At 73.2% G+C, this 17720-nt stretch carries 16 protein-coding genes; 4 read left to right on the forward strand and 12 right to left on the reverse strand.

All coding sequences use genetic code 11. The features are described from left to right. Positions 1-52: 52 nt before the first annotated feature. The 4 genes from ACFQ8C_RS14540 to ACFQ8C_RS14555 all read right to left on the reverse strand — a co-directional run bounded on the left by ACFQ8C_RS14540 (position 53) and on the right by ACFQ8C_RS14555 (position 5725). The gene (locus ACFQ8C_RS14540) at positions 53-1147 is read right to left on the reverse strand and encodes an ADP-ribosylglycohydrolase family protein (RefSeq protein ID WP_383456486.1); all 1095 of its coding nucleotides are present in this window, start codon (positions 1145-1147) and stop codon (positions 53-55) included. A gap of 286 nt (positions 1148-1433) precedes the next feature. Beyond that, complete coding sequence (locus ACFQ8C_RS14545; protein ID WP_383456575.1) at positions 1434-3977, reverse strand: bifunctional FO biosynthesis protein CofGH; 2544 nt, start codon at positions 3975-3977, stop codon at positions 1434-1436. A gap of 152 nt (positions 3978-4129) precedes the next feature. Next, the gene (locus tag ACFQ8C_RS14550; protein ID WP_383456489.1) at positions 4130-4963 is read right to left on the reverse strand and encodes a TIGR03619 family F420-dependent LLM class oxidoreductase; all 834 of its coding nucleotides are present in this window, start codon (positions 4961-4963) and stop codon (positions 4130-4132) included. Between the two features lie 60 nt (positions 4964-5023). Beyond that, positions 5024-5725 (reverse strand): hypothetical protein, encoded by a 702-nt coding sequence (locus tag ACFQ8C_RS14555; RefSeq protein ID WP_383456491.1) that lies wholly within the window; start codon positions 5723-5725, stop codon positions 5024-5026. Between the two features lie 108 nt (positions 5726-5833). Between ACFQ8C_RS14555 and ACFQ8C_RS14560 the strand changes: the two genes are divergently transcribed. Continuing rightward, the gene (locus ACFQ8C_RS14560; protein WP_383456494.1) at positions 5834-6598 is read left to right on the forward strand and encodes a GNAT family N-acetyltransferase; all 765 of its coding nucleotides are present in this window, start codon (positions 5834-5836) and stop codon (positions 6596-6598) included. Here the strand turns inward: ACFQ8C_RS14560 and ACFQ8C_RS14565 are convergent. Continuing rightward, positions 6573-7034, reverse strand: a complete 462-nt coding sequence (locus ACFQ8C_RS14565) for a GNAT family N-acetyltransferase (protein WP_383456496.1) — start codon at positions 7032-7034, stop codon at positions 6573-6575. The genes ACFQ8C_RS14560 and ACFQ8C_RS14565 overlap by 26 nt on opposite strands. Positions 7035-7092: 58 nt before the next feature. Here ACFQ8C_RS14565 and ACFQ8C_RS14570 point away from each other — a divergent pair, with 58 nt between their 5' ends. Beyond that, positions 7093-7308, forward strand: a complete 216-nt coding sequence (locus ACFQ8C_RS14570; protein WP_383456498.1) for a hypothetical protein — start codon at positions 7093-7095, stop codon at positions 7306-7308. 91 nt (positions 7309-7399) lie between these two features. Here the strand turns inward: ACFQ8C_RS14570 and ACFQ8C_RS14575 are convergent, their stop codons facing one another. From ACFQ8C_RS14575 to ACFQ8C_RS14600, 6 genes are all read right to left on the reverse strand, one after another. Next, positions 7400-8965: an APC family permease gene (locus tag ACFQ8C_RS14575; protein ID WP_383456500.1), complete on the reverse strand. Its 1566-nt coding sequence runs from the start codon at positions 8963-8965 to the stop codon at positions 7400-7402. 271 nt (positions 8966-9236) lie between these two features. Beyond that, positions 9237-10694 carry an aldehyde dehydrogenase family protein gene (locus ACFQ8C_RS14580; RefSeq protein WP_383456502.1) on the reverse strand — a complete coding sequence of 486 codons (1458 nt, stop codon included), beginning with the start codon at positions 10692-10694 and terminating at the stop codon, positions 9237-9239. Then, positions 10691-12430, reverse strand: a complete 1740-nt coding sequence (locus ACFQ8C_RS14585; protein ID WP_383456505.1) for an amidohydrolase family protein — start codon at positions 12428-12430, stop codon at positions 10691-10693. The genes ACFQ8C_RS14580 and ACFQ8C_RS14585 overlap by 4 nt, the downstream gene beginning before the upstream one ends. Positions 12431-12664: 234 nt before the next feature. Further along, positions 12665-13789 carry an LLM class flavin-dependent oxidoreductase gene (locus ACFQ8C_RS14590; RefSeq protein ID WP_383456507.1) on the reverse strand — a complete coding sequence of 375 codons (1125 nt, stop codon included), beginning with the start codon at positions 13787-13789 and terminating at the stop codon, positions 12665-12667. Between the two features lie 90 nt (positions 13790-13879). Then, complete coding sequence (locus ACFQ8C_RS14595; protein WP_383456511.1) at positions 13880-14641, reverse strand: SDR family NAD(P)-dependent oxidoreductase; 762 nt, start codon at positions 14639-14641, stop codon at positions 13880-13882. 11 nt (positions 14642-14652) lie between these two features. Further along, the gene (locus tag ACFQ8C_RS14600; protein WP_383456513.1) at positions 14653-15570 is read right to left on the reverse strand and encodes a TIGR03619 family F420-dependent LLM class oxidoreductase; all 918 of its coding nucleotides are present in this window, start codon (positions 15568-15570) and stop codon (positions 14653-14655) included. Between the two features lie 150 nt (positions 15571-15720). Between ACFQ8C_RS14600 and ACFQ8C_RS14605 the strand changes: the two genes are divergently transcribed. Both ACFQ8C_RS14605 and ACFQ8C_RS14610 read left to right on the forward strand, forming a co-directional pair. After that, entirely contained in the window at positions 15721-15993 is a 273-nt protein-coding gene (locus ACFQ8C_RS14605; protein WP_200425594.1) for a hypothetical protein, read from the forward strand. Continuing rightward, positions 15990-16382, forward strand: a complete 393-nt coding sequence (locus ACFQ8C_RS14610) for a DNA-binding protein (protein ID WP_250730558.1) — start codon at positions 15990-15992, stop codon at positions 16380-16382. Before ACFQ8C_RS14605 ends, ACFQ8C_RS14610 begins: the two co-directional genes overlap by 4 nt. A gap of 21 nt (positions 16383-16403) precedes the next feature. On the opposite strand, the gene ACFQ8C_RS14615 is transcribed toward ACFQ8C_RS14610, so the two are convergent. Continuing rightward, positions 16404-17630 (reverse strand): amidohydrolase family protein, encoded by a 1227-nt coding sequence (locus tag ACFQ8C_RS14615; protein ID WP_383456517.1) that lies wholly within the window; start codon positions 17628-17630, stop codon positions 16404-16406. Between the last annotated feature and the right edge of the window lie 90 nt (positions 17631-17720).

Genomic DNA, 17720 nt, shown 5'->3' on the forward strand with positions numbered 1-17720 from the left:
CCCGCCCGGCGGCTCCCCCGCGGGCCCGGCCCCGCGGGGGAACGGCGGCGCGTCAGGGCGTGGGGTAGCGGGTGTGCCAGGTGGGGGTGTGGAGGGTGGTGGACTGGGTCAGTTCCATGGCGAAGTCGTCGGCCAGTTCCAGGATCGTCCCGCGGCCCTCCACCGCCGCGAGCCAGGCCGGGGGGAGGGCCGTCTCGCCGTGCTGGGCGCCGAGGAGCGCGCCGGCGACCGCGGCCGTGACGGCCGACGGGCCGTCGTGGTTGACGGCCAGGCGCAGTCCGTGGCGGACGTCCTCGCCCACCAGGGCGCAGTAGACGGCCGCCGCCAGCTGCCCCTCCGCGCGGTCCTCGTCCGCGCCGAGGGCCGTGACGCGCTCCGCGTCCGGGATCCCCTCGCGTACCGCCGCGAGGGCGCGCGTCAGCGCCTCCGTCACCGGCTCGTGGCCGGGGCGCGCGGCCAGCAGGCTCAGGGCCGTACCGGCGGCGGCTTCGACGGAGGCGCCGCGGGCCACGCCGTGGACGGTGACGGCGAGCGCGCCGGCCGCGAGCGTCGCGGCGGGCGCGCCGTGCGTCTGGGCGGCGCATTCGACGGCCAGCTGGCAGACGAGCTGCGGCTCCCAGCCGACGAGCAGCCCGAGCGGCGCGGAGCGGACGAGCGCGCCGGAGTCGCCGGCGTCGGGGTTCTTGGGCTGGTCCGGGGTGCCGAGGCGCTCGTCGCCGAGGCCGGTGAGGCAGGCGCGGGGCGCCCCTCGGCGGGCGTAGAGCCACTCCTGGCGGCCGAGCCAGCCGTTGTCGCGGCGCCGTTCGTCGGGGCCCCAGTCGCGCTGGGTGGCCGCCCAGCGCAGATGGGCCCGGTGGATCTCGGTGGGCGGGTGCCAGACACCGCCGTCGCGGCGGACGTGGGCGCGGATGAGGCCGTCGACGGTGAAGAGGCCCATCTGGGTGGCGGCGGTGACGGTCAGGGTGCCGTCGGGGGGTTCCGCGAGCCCCGCCTCGCCGTGCGCCGCGCGGATCTCCTTCAGCGCCCGCTCGTGGACGCCCGCCCCGAACGCGTCGCCGACGGCCGCGCCGAGCAGACAGCCGCGGACGCGCGAGCGGAAGTCCTGTTGTTCGGTGCGGCCCCACACGGCCGCGGCAGTGGTGGTCACGACGTGCCCTCCCCCGTCCGAGGTCCCGCTCTCTCACCGGTCTTCGCAGCACTCTAATCGACCGGGTGTGCCCGTTCGGGGGTCAAAGACTTATGTGATCGGACGCCCTTCAGGCCGCTTTTGACCCCAGTTCACCCGAGCTTCGCCGTCGGCCCCCGCCATCCGTCGCATGGCCCCCGTGACACGGGCCACGGACGCGCGATCCCCTCCCCGACGTCCGCCCCGCCTGCCTCGAAGCCTCCTTCGAGGCGGGCGGGGAGTCCGGCCCGTCGGCGGGCCGACCGCCTCAGTCCTCGATCACCGGCAGCAGTTCCGGCAGGTGGCCGTCCGAGGCGCGGGCGGCCGTCCGGCGCTCGGCCGGGACCTCGCCGTAGAGGGTGGTGCGGGGGCGGGACGGCCGGCCGGCCGCCTCCGCGATCGCCTCCAGGTCACGGATGGAGCGGTACGAGCCGTAGCTCGACCCCGCCATACGGGAGATGGTCTCCTCCATCAGCGTGCCGCCGAGGTCGTTCGCGCCGGAGCGGAGCATCTCGGCCGCGCCCTCCGCGCCCAGCTTCACCCAGCTGGTCTGGATGTTGGGGATGTGGGGGTGGAGGAGGAGGCGGGCCATCGCCGTCACCGCGCGGTTGTCGCGGACCGTCGGGCCGGGGCGGGCGATGCCCGCGAGGTAGACGGGCGCGTTGGTGTGGATGAAGGGGAGGGTGACGAACTCCGTGAAGCCGCCGGTCCGCTGCTGGAGGGAGGCGAGGGTGCGGAGGTGGCCGAGCCAGTGGCGGGGCTGGTCCACGTGGCCGTACATCATCGTCGAGGACGAGCGCAGGCCCAGCTCGTGGGCGGTGGTGATCACCTCGATCCAGGTGGCCGTGGGCAGCTTGCCCTTCGTCAGCACCCAGCGGACCTCGTCGTCGAGGATCTCGGCGGCCGTGCCGGGGATCGAGTCGAGCCCGGCCTCCTTCGCCGCCGTCAGCCACTCGCGGATCGACAGACCGGTGCGGGTGGCGCCGTTGACCACCTCCATCGGGGAGAAGGCGTGCACGTGCATGCCCGGAACGCGTTCCTTCACGGCCCTGGCGATGTCGAAGTACGCGGTGCCGGGCAGGTCCGGGTGGATGCCGCCCTGCATGCACACCTCCACCGCGCCGACGTCCCACGCCTGCTGGGCGCGGTCGGCGACCTGGCCGAGGGAGAGGGTGTACGCGTCGGCGTCGGTCCGCCGCTGGGCGAAGGCGCAGAAGCGGCAGCCGGTGTAGCAGACGTTGGTGAAGTTGATGTTCCTGGTGACGATGTACGTCACCTCGTCGCCGGAGACGGACTTCCGCACGTCGTCCGCGACCGCGCACAGCGCGTCGAGCGCCGGACCGTCCGCGTGGAAGAGGGCGAGGGCCTGCGCGTCGGTGAGCTTCGTCGGGTCGTCGGCGGCGACCCGGAGGGCCTCGCGGACGTCGGCGTCGATCCGCTCGGGGACCATGCCGGGCGCGGCGGCCTCCCGCAGCGCCTCCCAGTCCCCGTACACCTCGTCGAAGTCGTCGCGCCGGTCGCCCGTCCGGCCCTCGGTGTCGATGGTCGCGTGCAGGTCGGTGCGGCCCGTGGCGGCGAAGGCCTCGTCGGGCTCCTGCCACGGCAGGCCGCGGACCACCGCGTCCGGGTTCGCGAGGCCCGTCTCCGGGTCGGCGAGCGCGCGCACGTGCGGCACGATCCGGGGGTCCAGCCAGGGCTCGCCGCGGCGGACGAACTCCGGGTAGACGCAGAGCCGTTCGCGCAGCTCGAAGCCGGCGGCGGCGGAGCGCTCGGCGAGTTCGTCGATCCGGGGCCAGGGGCGCTCCGGGTTGACGTGGTCGATGGTGAGCGGGGAGACCCCGCCCCAGTCGTCGATGCCGGCCGCGATCAGCCGCTCGTACTCGGCGTCCACCAGGTTGGGCGGCGCCTGGAGGCAGGCGGAGGGGCCCATGATCAGGCGGGCGACGGCCACCGCCGCGACCAGGTCGTCGAGTTCGGCGTCGGGCATCGAGCGCATCGCCGTGTCCGGCTTGGCCCGGAAGTTCTGGATGATCAGTTCCTGGACGCCGTGGTAGGCGCGGGCGACCCGGCGGAGCGCGAAGAGCGAGTCGGCCCGCTCCTCGTACGTCTCCCCGATCCCGAGGAGCAGCCCCGAGGTGAAGGGGACGGACGACCGCCCGGCGTCCTCCAGCACCCGCAGCCGCACGGCCGGTTCCTTGTCCGGCGAGCCGAAGTGCGGGCCGCCGGGCTCGGACCAGAGCCGGGTGGCGGTGGTCTCCAGCATCATCCCCATCGAGGGGGCGACCGGCTTGAGCCGCTGGAAGTCCGTCCACGACATGACGCCCGGGTTGAGGTGCGGCAGGAGCCCGGTCTCCTCCAGGATCCGCACCGACATCGCCCGCACGTACGCGAGGGTGTCGTCGTAGCCGTGCGCGTCCAGCCACTCGCGCGCCTCCGGCCACCGGTCCTCCGGCTTGTCGCCGAGCGTGATGAGGGCTTCCTTGCAGCCGAGCGCGGCGCCGCGCCGGGCGATGTCCAGGACCTCGTCCGGGGACATGAACATGCCGTGCCCCTCGCGCCGCAGCTTCCCCGGCACGGTGACGAAGGTGCAGTAGTGGCACTTGTCCCGGCAGAGCCGGGTCAGGGGTATGAACACGCTCTTCGAGTACGTGATCACCCCGGGCCGCCCGGCCGCTTCGAGGCCGGCGTCCCGCACCCGCCCCGCGACCGCCACCAGCTCCGCCAGGTCCTCGCCGCGCGCCCGCAGCAGCACCGCCGCCTCGCCGACGTCGAGCGCGACCCCGTCCCGCGCGCGCCGCAGCGCCCGGCGCATCGCGTTCCTGGTCGGGGGCGCGGTGTGCCGCCCCTCCTCGTGCCGCTCGTGCTGGTCAGACTTGGGTTCGGCCCGGTGGTCAGCCTGGTGGTCCGTCATGCACCGAGCATACGAGCGGCCCCCGCGCGGGGAGGGAGGGTCCCCGCCGGTCGTCACGGCAGGTACTCCGCGTACGCGTCGAGCACCCGCAGCACCTCGTCCTCGCCGGCCGACGGCAGCTGGAGCACGGTCTCGGCGCAGCCGAGCTCCGCGTAGTGGGCGAGCTTGCCGGGGTTCGGGAGCACGGCGTACGGGACGATCCACAGTTCCTTCGGGTCGCGCCCCGCCCGCTCCCACGCGGCGCGCAGCACCGGCAGGTTCTCGGTGAGCCCGCGGCCGCCGATCGGCATCCAGCCGTCGGTCCGTTCGGCGACCGCCGCGAAGAGCTTCGGCCCGGCGGCGCCGCCGAGCAGGACGCGGGGTGCGCCGCCGGCCGGCTTCGGCCAGGCCTCGGAGGCGCGCACGGAGTACCCGAACCCGCCCTCGTACGCGGTCGGTTCCGTCGCCCACAGGGCCCGCATCAGCGCGAGCCGGTCGTGGACGAGGTCCCGGCGGGTGGCCCAGGCGACGCCGTGGTCGGCGGCCTCCTCGCGGTTCCACCCGTATCCGAGCCCGAGGGTGAACCGTCCGCCGGAGAGGTGGTCGAGGGTCGCGATCTGCTTGGCGAGCGCGATCGGGTCGTGCTGCGCGAGCAGGGAGATGCCGGTGCCGAGCGCGAGCCGCTCGGTGACGGCGGCGGCCTGCGCGAGGGCGACGTAGGGGTCGAGGGTCCGGCCGTACTCGCGGGCGGCCCGGCCGCCCGCCGGGTGCTCGGTCTCCCGGGAGACGGGGATGTGGGTGTGCTCGGGCAGGTACAGCCCGTCGAAGCCGCGCGCCTCCAGCTCGCGGGCGAGCCGCACGGGCGAGATGGTCTCGTCGGTCAGGAAGATCGTGGTCGAGATCCGCATGACGGCACGGTAGGGGCTCCGGCGCGGGATTCCGAGGGGTACGACGCGGGCGGGCGCGCGTCACCTCCGCATCGGGTCCACCGCCCGCTGTTCCTCCGCCAGCTCCCCGTACCCGCCGTGTCGCCAGACCTTCTCGCGGAAGCGCTGGAGGGTGAGCGGCGCGCGGTCCTCGCCGGGCACGCCGTCGAGGTGGACCGTGCCGCAGCGGTGGCAGTACCAGCCGCGCGACCAGAGCTCCTCGGCCCTCGGGCGCCCCGCCGTCAGCCGGGCGAAGGCGGTCCGGCGGCGGTGGGTCACGACGGCCACGAGGACGGCGACGAGCAGGGCCGCCGCCGAGATCCAGCCGAGGTACGCGAAGTCGGGCGGGGGCGCCGGGGCCAAGCCCAGCGGCTGCGTGTAGTCCGGTGCGGCCGAGCCCTCCGGGAGGAGGTAGACCCCGCCCACCCTCGGCACCCCGTCGGCGAGGCCGTCCGCGGCCCGGTCCTCGAACCAGTGCCCGGCCTGGACACCGCCGACGAAGGTGCCGACCGAGACGAGCGCGGCGAGCACGCCGAGGGCGACGATCCCGTGGGACGGCGGGCGCGGCACGGGCGAGAGGGCGTCGGAGAGCCCCGTGGTCACCGTCCGCGTCACGGTCCTCGTGTCGCCGTCCCGGCCGCGTTCGCGGCCGGTCACGGCGTCCCGGCCGGCGACGTACACGGCGGGCACGGCCTGCACCCGGTCGTCGCGCCCGCACCCCGGACAGGTGTGGGTCCCCCTCATCGGCGTCTCCCCCGGTCGATCACGCTGGTGGTGACAGTGACGTGCCCGTGCCCCACCGTGGTTCCCGGCCGGGAAATCCGCGGGTGGTTCCGCCGCCGGAGTGCTTGGATGACGCGCGTGCTGAACCGAATCGAGGCGTACTACGACGCCGTGCCCCGCTCCTCCGCCCGCGCGGAGGACTTCGGACCGCTGACCTTCTTCGTGCGGGAGGGGGCCGACGGGTGGCCGTTCTACGCGCGCCCGACGCCCGGGCACGACGGCGGGACGACGGTGGAGGACGTGGAGCGGGTGCGGGCCCGGCAGCGGGAGCTGGGGCTGCCGGAGGCGTTCGAGTGGGTGGCGGAGACGACGCCCGGGCTGCGGGCCGCCGTGGAGGCGAGCGGGATCGTGGTGCACGAGCACCCGCTGATGGTCCTGGAGGGCGAACCGCTCGCCGTGCCGGCGCCCGCGGGCGCGCGCGTCCGCACCCTCGCCGCCGACGATCCGAACCTGGCGGCGGCCGTCGCGGCCCCGTACGCGGCCTTCGGCGCGACCCCGGGCCCCGGTGACGCGCGGCGGGTCGCCGCCCGGATCACGGCCGGTCTGACGGTCCTCGCGGGCGGCTTCGACACGGCGAGCGGGGAGGCCCTGGCGGGCGGCCAGGCGCAGCCCGTCGGGGACGTGGCGGAGGTCGTGGGCGTCGGCACCCGCCCGGAGGCCCGGCGCCGGGGCCTGGGTCTCGCGGTGACCGCCGCGCTGGTGGCGGACGCCCGGGCGCGCGGCGTCGGCCTGGTCTTCCTGACGGCCTCGGACGCGGACGTGGAGCGCCTCTACGCCCGGCTCGGCTTCCGTACGGTCGCGACCGCCCTCATCGGGGAGGCGCCGGCTCCCTGACCATGTGCACGTCGACGGGGTCCTCGGACTCGACGGTGAACCCGGCCCGCTCGTAGAGCCGGCGGGCCGCGCTCCCCTGGAGGACGGCGAGGCGGACGGGGGCGCCGGCCGTGTCGGCGCGGTCCGTCAGGTGCCGCAGCACGGCGGTGCCGAGCCCCCGGCCCTGGAGGGCGGGGTCGAGGTAGAAGTGCTCCAGGTGGAGGCCGCCGGCGGGGTCGGGGCGGAGCGTGACGCATCCCGCCAGGGCGCCGTCGGTCTCGACGATCGAGGTGTACGCGGGCGAGAAGCCGTCCCGGAACCGCTGGCGGACCCGTCCCGCGTCGTACCGTCCGAGCCGCTCCAGGTCCGCGCGCATGACGACGGCCCGCAGCTCGGCGACGACCTCGACGTCCTCGGCCCGTCCCGCCCGCAGTGACCAGCCGTTCTCCGTGTCCATGGCACGAGGGTAGGGACCCGTTCGTAACCGCCCGTGCCCGGGCTCCGTTGGAGCGGGCATGAAGAAGCTCCTCACCGCCGCCGCCCTGACCGCCTTCGCCGCCACCGGCGGCCTCGCCTCCGCGGGCACCGCCGCCGCGGACACGGGCGGCATGAACCTGCCGTCGGTCGTCCCCCTCAGCGGCGTCCTGAACCCGAAGCCCCTCCCGCCCCAGGGAGCCGACCTGCCCCGGGCCAACCAGGCCGTGGAGAAGCTGCTGCCCGGGCGGCACTGACCCCGCAGACGGGACGAAGGTGGCGGCACCCCCCACGGGGCCGCCACCTTCGCGTTCCGGGTGACTCAGGTGTGTCTGCGGACCGGTCCGTTCAGTCGGCGACCACCAGCGACGGCGTCTCCTTCGTCAGGACCTCGCCCCGGAAGAAGGCGGGGCTGCGGCGCTGCATGACCAGCATGATGGCCGCGCCGAGGACGAGGAGGCCGACCGCGATGACGAAGACGGAGCCGACGCCGAAGACGGCGGAGCCGGAGCCGTAGGCCGGGTCCCACATGTCGTAGAGGGTCTTGCCGAAGACCGCGGTGAGCATGACGCCGCCGAGGGCCGGCATGAGGCCCTTGAAGGCGAAGTCGCGGAAGGAGCGGAAGAGCTCGGCGCGGAAGTACCAGACGCAGGCGAAGGCCGTGATGCCGTAGTAGAAGCAGATCATCAGGCCGAGCGCGTAGATGGTGTCGACCAGGACGTGCTCGCTGACCAGGGTCATCACGGTGTAGAAGACGCCGGTGGCGACACCCGCGACGACGGTGGCCTTGCCGGGGGTCTTGAAGACCGGGTGGACCTTGGTGAAGGACTTCGGCAGCGCCTCGTACGTGGACATGGCGAGGACCGTGCGGGCGACCGGGATGAAGGTGGTCTGGAGGCTCGCGGCGGCCGAGGCCAGGACGGCGACGAAGAGCAGGACGCCGAGGACGGGGCCCATGACGGGGCCGGCGAGGGCGGCGAAGACGTTGTCGGAGGTGTCCGGGTTGGCGAGGCCGAGGCCCTCCCCGCCGGAGCCGACGGCCATCTGCGCGGCGATGCCGGTGGCGAGGTAGGAGCCGACCAGGACGACCATCGCGATGAGCGCGGCGCGGCCGGGGGTCTTGTCGCTGCCGACGGTCTCCTCGTTGGACGCCATGCAGGTGTCCCAGCCCCAGTACATGAAGATCGAGAGGGAGAGACCGGCGGTGAAGGCGGCGAAGGACTGGACGGCGAAGGGGTTCATCCAGGACCAGGAGAAGTCGACCGAGGTCTCGAAGGAGCCCGCCTTGGAGAGGGCGAGGGCGACGAAGACGGCGAGGACGACGAGCTGGAGGACGACGAGGGTGTACTGGACGCCCTTGGTGGCCGTCATGCCGCGGTAGCTGATCGCGGTGGCGGCGGCGATGAGGGCGAGGCAGGTGAGGATGTGGACGGCCTTGTTGTCGTCCAGGGCGGCGATCGAGTCGCTGCCGGTGATCTCGCCCGCGAGGAGCCAGAAGTACGAGGTGGCGACGCCGGCCAGGTTGGAGAGCACGATGATCGTGGCGATCACCAGGCCCCAGCCGCACATCCAGCCGAGCTTCGGGCCGAAGGCCTTCACGGTCCAGGTGAAGGAGGTGCCGCAGTCGGGCATGGCCCGGTTGAGCTCCCGGTACGCGAAGGCGACGAGGAGCATCGGGAGGAAGCCCGCGAGGAACACGGCGGGCATCTGGAGGCCGACCTCGCCGGCGGTGGAGCCGAGGGTCGAGGTGAGGCAGTACACCGGGGCGACGGTGGATATGCCGATGACGGCGTTGCCGAAGAGGCCCACGGAGTTGCCGCCGAGGCCCTTCTTACGGACGCCGCCGGCGTCGCCCGGGGCGGTGGCGCCCCTTACCGTGTCTCCGGCCTGGGGCCGTACGTCCACCTGAGTCATGAACAGGACGTTAAATGCTGCGGTTTCCTTATCCGGAGGAGCCAACTCCGCTCAGTTGATCGATCATCGCCTTGCATTGAGAGGCCAGATCGGGGCGCTCGCCAATGATTGAAAGATCGACCAACCCGGCGGACCGACCAACTGGTAGGTCCGCCGGACGGTGTCCGATATGCGGGAACCGCAGCCGAGCCCGAAATGTCCGTTCCAAAATTTTCCCGAGGAATTTTCCGAAGGGACCCCCGGCCCTCCCGGTCCGGTCCCCGGCACCCGCTCAGCCCGGCCAGACCACCGCCTGGAGCTCGCTGTAGGCGTGGAGCGCGTACGAGCCCACGTCCCGCCCCACACCGCTCTTCTTGAAGCCGCCGAAGGGCGCCTCCATGTTCCGGCCGATGGTGTTGATCCCGACGCCGCCGGCCCGCAGCCGCGCCGCGATCCGGAAGGCGCGGGCGACGTCGCCGGACCACACGTAGTCGAGGAGGCCGTAGTCGCTGTCGTTGGCGAGCGCGATCCCCTCCTCCTCGTCGTCGAAGGGGACGACCACGACGACCGGACCGAAGATCTCCTCCCGGACCACCCGCATCTCGGGGGCGCAGTCGGCGAGCAGCGTGGGCGCCACGTAGAAACCCCGGTCCAGGTCGGGCCGCTCCCCGCCCGTGACGACCCGGGCCCCCTCCTTCCGCCCCAGCTCGACGTAGGCCTCCACCCGGTCGCGGTGGGCCGCCGAGATCACCGGCCCGACCACCGTCCCCTGCGCGGCCGGGTCCCCCACCTTCAGGTAGCCGGTGTACGCGGCCAGCTTCTCGACCAGGCGCTCGTAGATCCCGCGCTGGGCGAGCACCCGCGTCGGAGCCGTGCAGATCTGGCCGCTGTAGAAGGAGAAGGTCGTCCCGATCCCCGTCACGGCCGAGTCCAGGTCGGCGTCGTCGAGGACGAGCGCGGCGCCCTTCCCGCCCAGCTCCATCAGCTGCCGCTTCATGGAGCGCCCGCAGACCTCGCCGATGGCCTGGCCGACGGCGGTGGAGCCGGTGAAGGAGACCATGTCGACGTCCGGGGAGTCGACGGCCGCCTCGCCGACGGCCGGCGCCGAGCCGGTCACCAGGTTGACGACCCCGGCCGGGACGCCGGCCTCCTCCAGGGCGCGGACCATCGCGAAGACCGACAGCGGGTCCTGCGGGGCCGGCTTGACGAGGACCGTGTTGCCCATGGCCAGGGCGGGGGCGATCTTGCCGGCCGGGTTGGCCCACGGGTTGTTGTACGAGGTGATGCAGGTGACGACACCGACCGGGCGCCGTACCGCGACCGCCCCGAAGACCCCGGCTCTCCCCATCGGCCCGGCCTCGTTGATCTGCGGCGGCAGGGCCTCCTCGACCGGCTCCATGGCACCCCGCGCGTACCGCCGGAAGCGGGAGGAGCCGACGGCGACCTGCATGCCGCGGGCGGTGGCGGTGGTGGCTCCGGTCTCGGCGCGGGCGAGGGCGGTGTGCGCGTCGGCGTCGCGGGCCATGATCGCGGCGGCCCGGTCGAGGATCGCGGCCCGCTCCTCGGGCTTCGTCCGCGACCAGGAGCCGAAGGCCTCGCGGGCGGCGGCGGCCGCCTCGTACACCTGCGCCCGGGAGGCCTCGGGCGCGAGCCCCACGAGCTCCTCGGTGGCGGGATCGATCACCTCGTAGTGGCCGCCGTCGGGCTCGGCCCAGTCGCCGCCGATGTACAGCTTCTCCGTGATCGTCATCGGGTGCTCACCGTCCTCGTGTCGCGGCCCGAGCGCAGGACGCGCCCGGGTATCGCCCCGGTCACCTCGTCGTCCCGGACCGTCTCCACCCCGTTGACGCGCACGGAGACGATGCCGACCGCGCGGGAGTCCAGGCGCGGGCTGTCGCCGGGCAGGTCGTGGACGAGGGTGGCCGGCCCCGCGTCGATCCGCTCGGGGTCGAAGAGGACCAGGTCGGCGTGGTAGCCCTCGGCGATCCTGCCCCGCTCGCGCAGCCCGAAGAGCCGGGCCGGGTCGTCGCTGAGCATCTTCACGGCCCGCTCCAGCGGCACCAGCCTCCGGCCGCGCAGGCAGTCGCCGAGGAAGCGGGTCGTGTACGGGGCTCCGCACATCCGGTCCAGGTGGGCGCCGGCGTCGGAGCCGCCGAGCAGCACGTCCTCGTGGTCCCAGGTCTCACGGCGCAGCTCCCAGGAGGCGGGGTCGTTGTCGGTGGGCATCGGCCACAGCACGGTCCTCAGGTCGTCGTTGGCGCAGATCTCGACGAGACACTGGAAGTCGTCCTGCCCGCGTTCGGCCGCGATGTCCTTCACGACCCGCCCGGTCAGCCCCTCGTTCTCCCGGCTGTAGGTGTCGCCGATGACGTACCGGCCGAAGTGCGCGAGCCGCCGGAAGACGCCGGCCTCCCTGGAGTCGGCCCGGCGCAGCATCTCGGCGCGGACCCCGGGGTCCCGCAGCCTGGCGATCCGCTCCGGGAGGGGCAGGGCGAGGACCTCCCCCCACCCGGGGATCAGGTTGAGCGCGCAGAAGGTCCCGAGGGACATGTTCATCGGGGTGAGGATCGGCATGGTGAGCGCGACGATCCGGCCGCCGGACTTGCGGGCCCGCTCGGAGGCGGTGAGCTGGCGGGGGACGCGCTCGGGGACGGCGGCGTCGATGGTGAGCACGTTCCAGTTCAACGGCCGCCCGGCGGCGGCGGACATCTCGACGAAGAGCTCGATCTCGGCGTCCGAGAACTGGTCGAGGCATCCGGCGAGGATGGCCTCGATCTGGGTCCCCTCGTGCTCGCCGACCGCCTTCGACAGGGCGACGAGTTCGGCGGGGGTGGCGTGCCGGGAGGCGACGGGGGCGCCGTCGCCGTCGGAGTGGGTGGCGGACTGGGTGGTGGACAGCCCCCAGGCCCCGGCCTCCATGGCCTCCTTGAGGAGGGCGGTCATCCGGGCGAGCTGCTCGTCGGTGGCCTGCCCGCCCACGGCGTCCTCGCCCATCACGTACCGCCGCAGCGCGCAGTGCCCCACCATGAACCCGGCGTTGACGGCGATCCGCCCCTCCAGGGCGTCGAGGTACTCGCCGAAGGAGGACCAGCTCCAGTCCACGCCCTCTTCGAGCGCGGCCAGGGCCATCCCCTCCACCTTGGACATCATGCGCCGCGTGTAGTCGGCGTCTTCGGGCCGGTCCGGGTGCAGCGGGGCGAGGGTGAACCCGCAGTTGCCGCCGGCGACGGTGGTGACCCCGTGGTTCATGGAGGGCGTGGCGTACGGGTCCCAGAAGAGCTGCGCGTCGTAGTGGGTGTGCGGGTCGACGAAGCCGGGCGCGAGGACGAGTCCGGTGGCGTCCTCGGTGGTGCGGGCCGCCTCGCCGACGGTCCCGGGCCCGCCGATCACGGCGATCCGCCCGTCCCGCAGACCCACGTCGGCGACGAAGGCGGGCCCGCCGCCGCCGTCGACGACGGTCGCGCCCGTGATGAGGTGGTCGAGCATGACGATCCCCTTCTCTCCAAGGCCTGCGCGTGCCGCCCCTGCCCGGGGCCGGGTGGCTCCGTTGTCCGTGCGTGTGGCCCCGGCCCGGGGCCGCCGCGGAAACGGCCCCCGGCCGGGGCCGGTGACGAGGCGACGGCCCGGGAAGCCGGCACCCCGCGCTGGGGGAGGGTTCACGCCCCGCGCGCCGTGCGCTCGCCTGCCGCGGCGTCGCGTCACGGGCGGGGCTTCACGGGGCTACCGTCCCGCCGCGCCCCGGAAGCGGGTCGTGCGGTGGACCGGGTCCGTGTCGATCTCGGGGATCACGTGCTCCCCGATCAGCTTGATCGAGTTCATCGTGTCCTCGTACGAGATCCCGATCGGGAGTCCGAAGGACAGCTGGTCGGCCCCCGCCTGCTCCCACCGCCTGCACTGCGCGAGCACCTCGCTCGGGTCGCCGCAGATCATCAGCTCCTCGGCGATGAGGAGTTCGATGATCTCGGCCGAGTACTCGGGGAGGAGTTCGGGCCACTCGGGGATGCCCTCGGGCCGCGGGAAGGTGTCGTGGTAGCGGAAGAGCAGCGACTGGAGGTAGTTGAGCCCGCCGCCGACCGCGATCTCGACCGCCTTCTCGTGCGTCTCGGCGCAGATCGCCGTCGACGTCACCATGACGTTGTCGTTGACGAAGTCGCCGACCGCCTTCGCCTCCTTGATCGCGTTCTTGTAGGACTCGACGACCCACTCCATGTCGGAGACCTTCTGCACGCTGAAGCCGAGCACCCCGAGCCCCATCTTCCCGGCCATGGCGTACGAGGACGGGGAGCCGGCCGCGTACCACATGGCGGGGTGGGACGTGCCGTACGGCTTGGGGAGGATCTTGCGCGGCGGCAGGGACCAGTGCTTGCCCTGGAAGCCGGCGTACTCCTCCTGGAGCCACATCTTGGGGAACTCCGCGATGGTCTCCTCCCAGATCTCCTTGGTGTGGTTCATGTCCGTGATGCCCGGGAAGAAGCCGAGGATCTCGTGCGAACCGGCACCGCGCCCCGAGCCGAACTCGAAGCGGCCGCCCGAGAGGTGGTCGAGCATGGCGACCTTCTCGGCGACCTTCACCGGGTGGTTGACCTGGGCGAGCGGGTTGAAGATGCCGGAGCCGAGGTGGATGCGCTCGGTGGCGTGGGCGAGGTAGCCCAGGTAGACGTCGTTGGCCGAGAGGTGCGAGTACTCCTCCAGGAAGTGGTGCTCGGAGGCCCAGGCGTACTTGAAGTTGTGCTTGTCCGCCTGGATGACGTACTCGGTCTCCTCCATGAGGGCCTTGTGCTCGGCTTCGGGATCGGTCTCGGCCCGCTTGCCGACGTATCCCTGTACGAAGATCCCGAATTCCACGGAAGTCACCGTCCTCGTGAGTTTCTGACGTACCGTCAGATTCTTGGATGCACTGCGCCGTGTCAATACCTGATGGATCGTCAGATCCTGTCAGAAGAGCGAGACCCCGGCCAGCCAGCCCCCGTCGATCACGAACGGCTGACCCGTCACGTACGAGGAGTCGTCCGAGGTCAGGAAGAGGGCGAGCGCCGCCACCTCCTCCGGGCGCCCGATCCGGCCGAGCGGCACGAGCCTGCGGTACAGCTCGCCGGTGACGGCCGGGTCCACCCCCTCCGGGTTGCTCATGGCGGTGTCGATCGCCCCGGGGCAGACCGCGTTCACCCGGATCCCCTTCGCGGCCAGCTCCAGGGCCGCCACCCGGGTCAGCCCGACCACCGCGTGCTTGGAGGCCGCGTAGGCGCCGACCCCGGCCATCCCCGTCACGCCCGTGTACGAGGCGGTGTTGACGATCGTGCCGCCACCGGCCGCCGCGATCTCCGGCGCCACCGCCCTGATCCCGAGGAAGCAGCCGGTCTGGTTGACGGACACGATCGCCTGGAACTCCTCCAGGGGAGTGGCGAGCAGCTCGTTGAAGCGGAGGATGCCGGCGTTGTTCACCAGGCCGTCGATCCGCCCGAACCGCTCCCTGGCGGCGGCCACCGCGCCCGCCCACTCCTCCTCGCGGGTCACGTCCAGGTGGACGTAGGCGGCCCGCTCCTCCCCCAGCTCCTTGGCGAGGGCCTCCCCGGGCCCGTCGAGCACGTCCGCGAGGACGACCCGCGCCCCCTCGGCGGCGAAGAGCCGCGCCTCCTGCTCGCCCTGCCCGCGCGCCGCCCCCGTGACGATCACGACCCGGCCGTCCAGCTTGCCCATGCCCACACTCCCTACAGATGCGGGGCGACCTCCGAACCGAAGGCCGCCATCTGATCGACGAGTTCGGTACGGCTCCGGCTGCGGAACCGCACCTGGATCTGACCGACGCCCAGCGCCGCGTACTCCCGCAGCGAGGCCGCCAGCTCCTCCGGCGCGCCGGAGAGCGTCCGCCGCCCGACCTCCCAGCCGGGGGTGCCGACGTACAGCGGCTCGGCGATCGCGCCGAAGACGAACGGCTCCGCGATCCCGGCCTCCTCGCGCAGTCGCCGGATCCGCTCGATCCGGCGCGCCAGCACGTCCCGCGGGTCGCCCTGCGGCAGCCAGCCGTCGCCCTTGAGGGCGGCCCGCCGCACCGCCGCCGGCGAGGAACCGCCCACCCAGACCGGGACGCGCGCCTGCGCCGGCCGGGGCCGCTGCCCGAGGTCCTTGAAGGAGAAGCGCTCCCCCAGGTGCTCGGGGTACTCCTCCGGGCCGAGCGCCGCCCGCAGCGCGTCGACCGTCTCGTCGAGCACCCCGCCGCGCCCCGCGAAGTCCGCCCCGACCGCCTCGAACTCCTCCTGCACGTGCCCGGCGCCCACCCCCAGGACCAGCCGGCCCCCGGAGAGGTGGTCGACGGTCGCGTACGCCTTGGCGGTGACCAGCGGATGCCGGAGGCCGACCACGGCGACGTGCGAGAGCAGCCGGACCCGCTCGGTGGCGGCGGCCAGGAAGGAGAGCGTGGCGACCGGGTCGTACCAGACGGTGCTCATCGCGGCGGCGAGCCGGCGCGGGATGGCCACGTGGTCGCAGCAGGCCACGTAGTCGAACCCGTGCGCGTCCGCGGCCCGCGCGATCGCGAGCAGGTCCTCGGCCCCGGCGGAGGCCTCCCAGGCCTCGGCGTAGATCACGGACTGGGACTGGACGGGCAGCTGCATGCCGTAGACCACCATGGGGACCCCCTTGTCTGACGCTGCGTCAGTTATGGCGACGGGGCCATGCTGTCGCCTGACGGTCCATCAGGCAAGGGGCGCGGAGGGGAGCGGGCACGCCACGGACACAAATAACAATCGAATTATTAGACGCCTGGTATCCTTCGCTCCATGAGCGAGCAGCCCGGCCCCGGCGAGGGTCCGACCCGTCCCGTCTCCGTCTCCCTCCACGAGGGGACGATCGCCGCGCTCAAGGAGCGCACCGGCAGGCGCGGCATGTCCGCGTACATCGAGGCGCTCGTCCAGCGCCAGCTGGAGCGGGAGCGGCTGCGCGAGCTGATCGAGGACGCCGAGGCGGAGCTCGGCCCCGCCGACGCCTCCGGCGTCGAGGCGAAGCGCGCGTTGCTCCGCGGCGAGGCCGCGAAGCCGGCGGACGCCGCGTGAGCGGGACCCTCGTCCTGGACTGCGAGGGCCTGTCGCTGCTCGTACGACGCTCCGCCGACCTCCTCGAATGGCTCGTGGCGGCCGAGGCCGAGGACGTCAGGGTCGTCACCAGCTCCGTCACCCTCGTCGAGGCCCGGGACGCCCGGGTCCCGCAGGCCCGTTTCGACTACGCCGCATCGCGCGTGAACGTGATCCCTCCGAGCGAGGCGATCGCCCGCCTGGCCTGCAAGCTCCTGGCGGGCGCCGGCCTGCACGGCCACAAGTACGCCCTGGACGCCCTCGTGGCCGCGACCGCGCTGTCCTCTCCGGCACCGGTGACGGTGCTGACCTCGGACCCGGAGGACCTGACCGTCCTGTGCGGGCCCGGCATCCGCGTGTTCAAGGTCTGAGCCGAGCCCCCGCCCCTCGCCTCACGGCCGCCAGAGGCCCTCCGGGCTCAGCCCCAGCAGGTCGACGGCGTTGCCTCGGACGATGCGCTCGACGACGTCCGGCGGCAGGTGGCCCATCTGCGCCTCCCCCACCTCCTTGGACTTCGGCCAGGTGGAGTCCGAGTGCGGGTAGTCCGTCTCGTAGAGGACGTTCCCCGCGCCGATCGCGTCGAGGTTGCGCAGCCCGAAGGCGTCGTCGAAGAAGCAGCCGAAGACGTGCCCGGCGAAGAGCTCCGACGGCGGCCGGGTGACCTTGTCGGCGACCCCGCCCCAGGCGCGGTTCTCCTCCCAGACCACGTCCGCCCGCTCCAGGATGTACGGGATCCAGCCGATCTGGCCCTCCGCGTACATGATCCGCAGGTTCGGGAAGCGCTCGAACTTGCCGCTCATCAGCCAGTCGACCATCGAGAAGCAGCAGTTGGCGAAGGTGATGGTGGAGCCGACCGCCGGCGGGGCGTCCGCCGAGGTGGACGGCATCCGGCTGGACGAGCCGATGTGCATGGCGATGACCGTGCCGGTCTCGTCGCAGGCCCGGAAGAAGGGGTCCCAGTGGTCCGTGTGGACCGAGGGCAGCCCCAGGTGCGGCGGGATCTCGGAGAAGGCGACGGCCCGGACCCCGCGGGCGGCGTTCCGCCGGACCTCGGCGGCGGCCAGCTCCGGGTCCCAGAGCGGGATGAGGGTGAGCGGGATCAGCCGCCCGTGCGCCTCGGGCCCGCACCACTCCTCGACCATCCAGTCGTTGTACGCGCGCACGCAGAGCAGGCCGAGCTCGCGGTCGGACGCCTCGGTGAAGGTCTGGCCGCAGAAGCGCGGGAAGGTCGGGAAGCAGAGCGCGGACTGGACGTGGTTGACGTCCATGTCGGCGAGCCGGTCGGGCACGGAGAAGGAGCCCGGCCGCATCTGCTCGTACGTGATGACTTCGAGGCGTATCTCGTCCCGGTCGTAGCCGACCGCGGTGTCGAGCCGGGTGAGGGGCCGGTGAAGGTCCTCGTAGACCCACCAGTCGCCGATCGGCCCGTCGTCGCCCTTCGCGCCCATGACCGGCGCGAACCTGCCGCCGAGGAAGGTCATCTCCTTCAGCGGGGCGCGGACGATCCGCGGTCCGGTGTCGCGGTACCGGGACGGGAGCCGGTCCCGCCAGACGTGCGGGGGCTCCACGGTGTGGTCGTCCACCGAGATGATCCTGGGGAAGGTCTCCTGGGTCTCCATGCCCTTCACGGTAGCGCCGATCTGACGAACCGTCAGCTATCGTGACACCCGGCCCCGGTCACAGCTCCTCCACAACGGCGCCCCGATGCT

This window comes from Streptomyces sp. NPDC056503, assembly GCF_042794995.1.
In the GTDB taxonomy this organism is placed as follows: Bacteria; Actinomycetota; Actinomycetes; order Streptomycetales; family Streptomycetaceae; genus Streptomyces.

What these genes read in the sequence shown, in the direction of transcription:
- ACFQ8C_RS14545 (WP_383456575.1), bottom strand. Translation starts at nt 3,977, where the DNA reads ATGCGCCGGGCGCTGCGGCGCGCGCGGGACGGGGTCGCGCTCGACGTC.
- ACFQ8C_RS14550 (WP_383456489.1), bottom strand. Translation starts at nt 4,963, where the DNA reads ATGCGGATCTCGACCACGATCTTCCTGACCGACGAGACCATCTCGCCC.
- ACFQ8C_RS14555 (WP_383456491.1), bottom strand. Translation starts at nt 5,725, where the DNA reads ATGAGGGGGACCCACACCTGTCCGGGGTGCGGGCGCGACGACCGGGTG.
- ACFQ8C_RS14560 (WP_383456494.1), top strand. Translation starts at nt 5,834, where the DNA reads ATGACGCGCGTGCTGAACCGAATCGAGGCGTACTACGACGCCGTGCCC.
- ACFQ8C_RS14565 (WP_383456496.1), bottom strand. Translation starts at nt 7,034, where the DNA reads ATGGACACGGAGAACGGCTGGTCACTGCGGGCGGGACGGGCCGAGGAC.
- ACFQ8C_RS14570 (WP_383456498.1), top strand. Translation starts at nt 7,093, where the DNA reads ATGAAGAAGCTCCTCACCGCCGCCGCCCTGACCGCCTTCGCCGCCACC.
- ACFQ8C_RS14575 (WP_383456500.1), bottom strand. Translation starts at nt 8,965, where the DNA reads ATGACTCAGGTGGACGTACGGCCCCAGGCCGGAGACACGGTAAGGGGC.
- ACFQ8C_RS14580 (WP_383456502.1), bottom strand. Translation starts at nt 10,694, where the DNA reads ATGACGATCACGGAGAAGCTGTACATCGGCGGCGACTGGGCCGAGCCC.
- ACFQ8C_RS14585 (WP_383456505.1), bottom strand. Translation starts at nt 12,430, where the DNA reads ATGCTCGACCACCTCATCACGGGCGCGACCGTCGTCGACGGCGGCGGC.
- ACFQ8C_RS14595 (WP_383456511.1), bottom strand. Translation starts at nt 14,641, where the DNA reads ATGGGCAAGCTGGACGGCCGGGTCGTGATCGTCACGGGGGCGGCGCGC.
- ACFQ8C_RS14600 (WP_383456513.1), bottom strand. Translation starts at nt 15,570, where the DNA reads ATGGTGGTCTACGGCATGCAGCTGCCCGTCCAGTCCCAGTCCGTGATC.
- ACFQ8C_RS14605 (WP_200425594.1), top strand. Translation starts at nt 15,721, where the DNA reads ATGAGCGAGCAGCCCGGCCCCGGCGAGGGTCCGACCCGTCCCGTCTCC.
- ACFQ8C_RS14615 (WP_383456517.1), bottom strand. Translation starts at nt 17,630, where the DNA reads ATGGAGACCCAGGAGACCTTCCCCAGGATCATCTCGGTGGACGACCAC.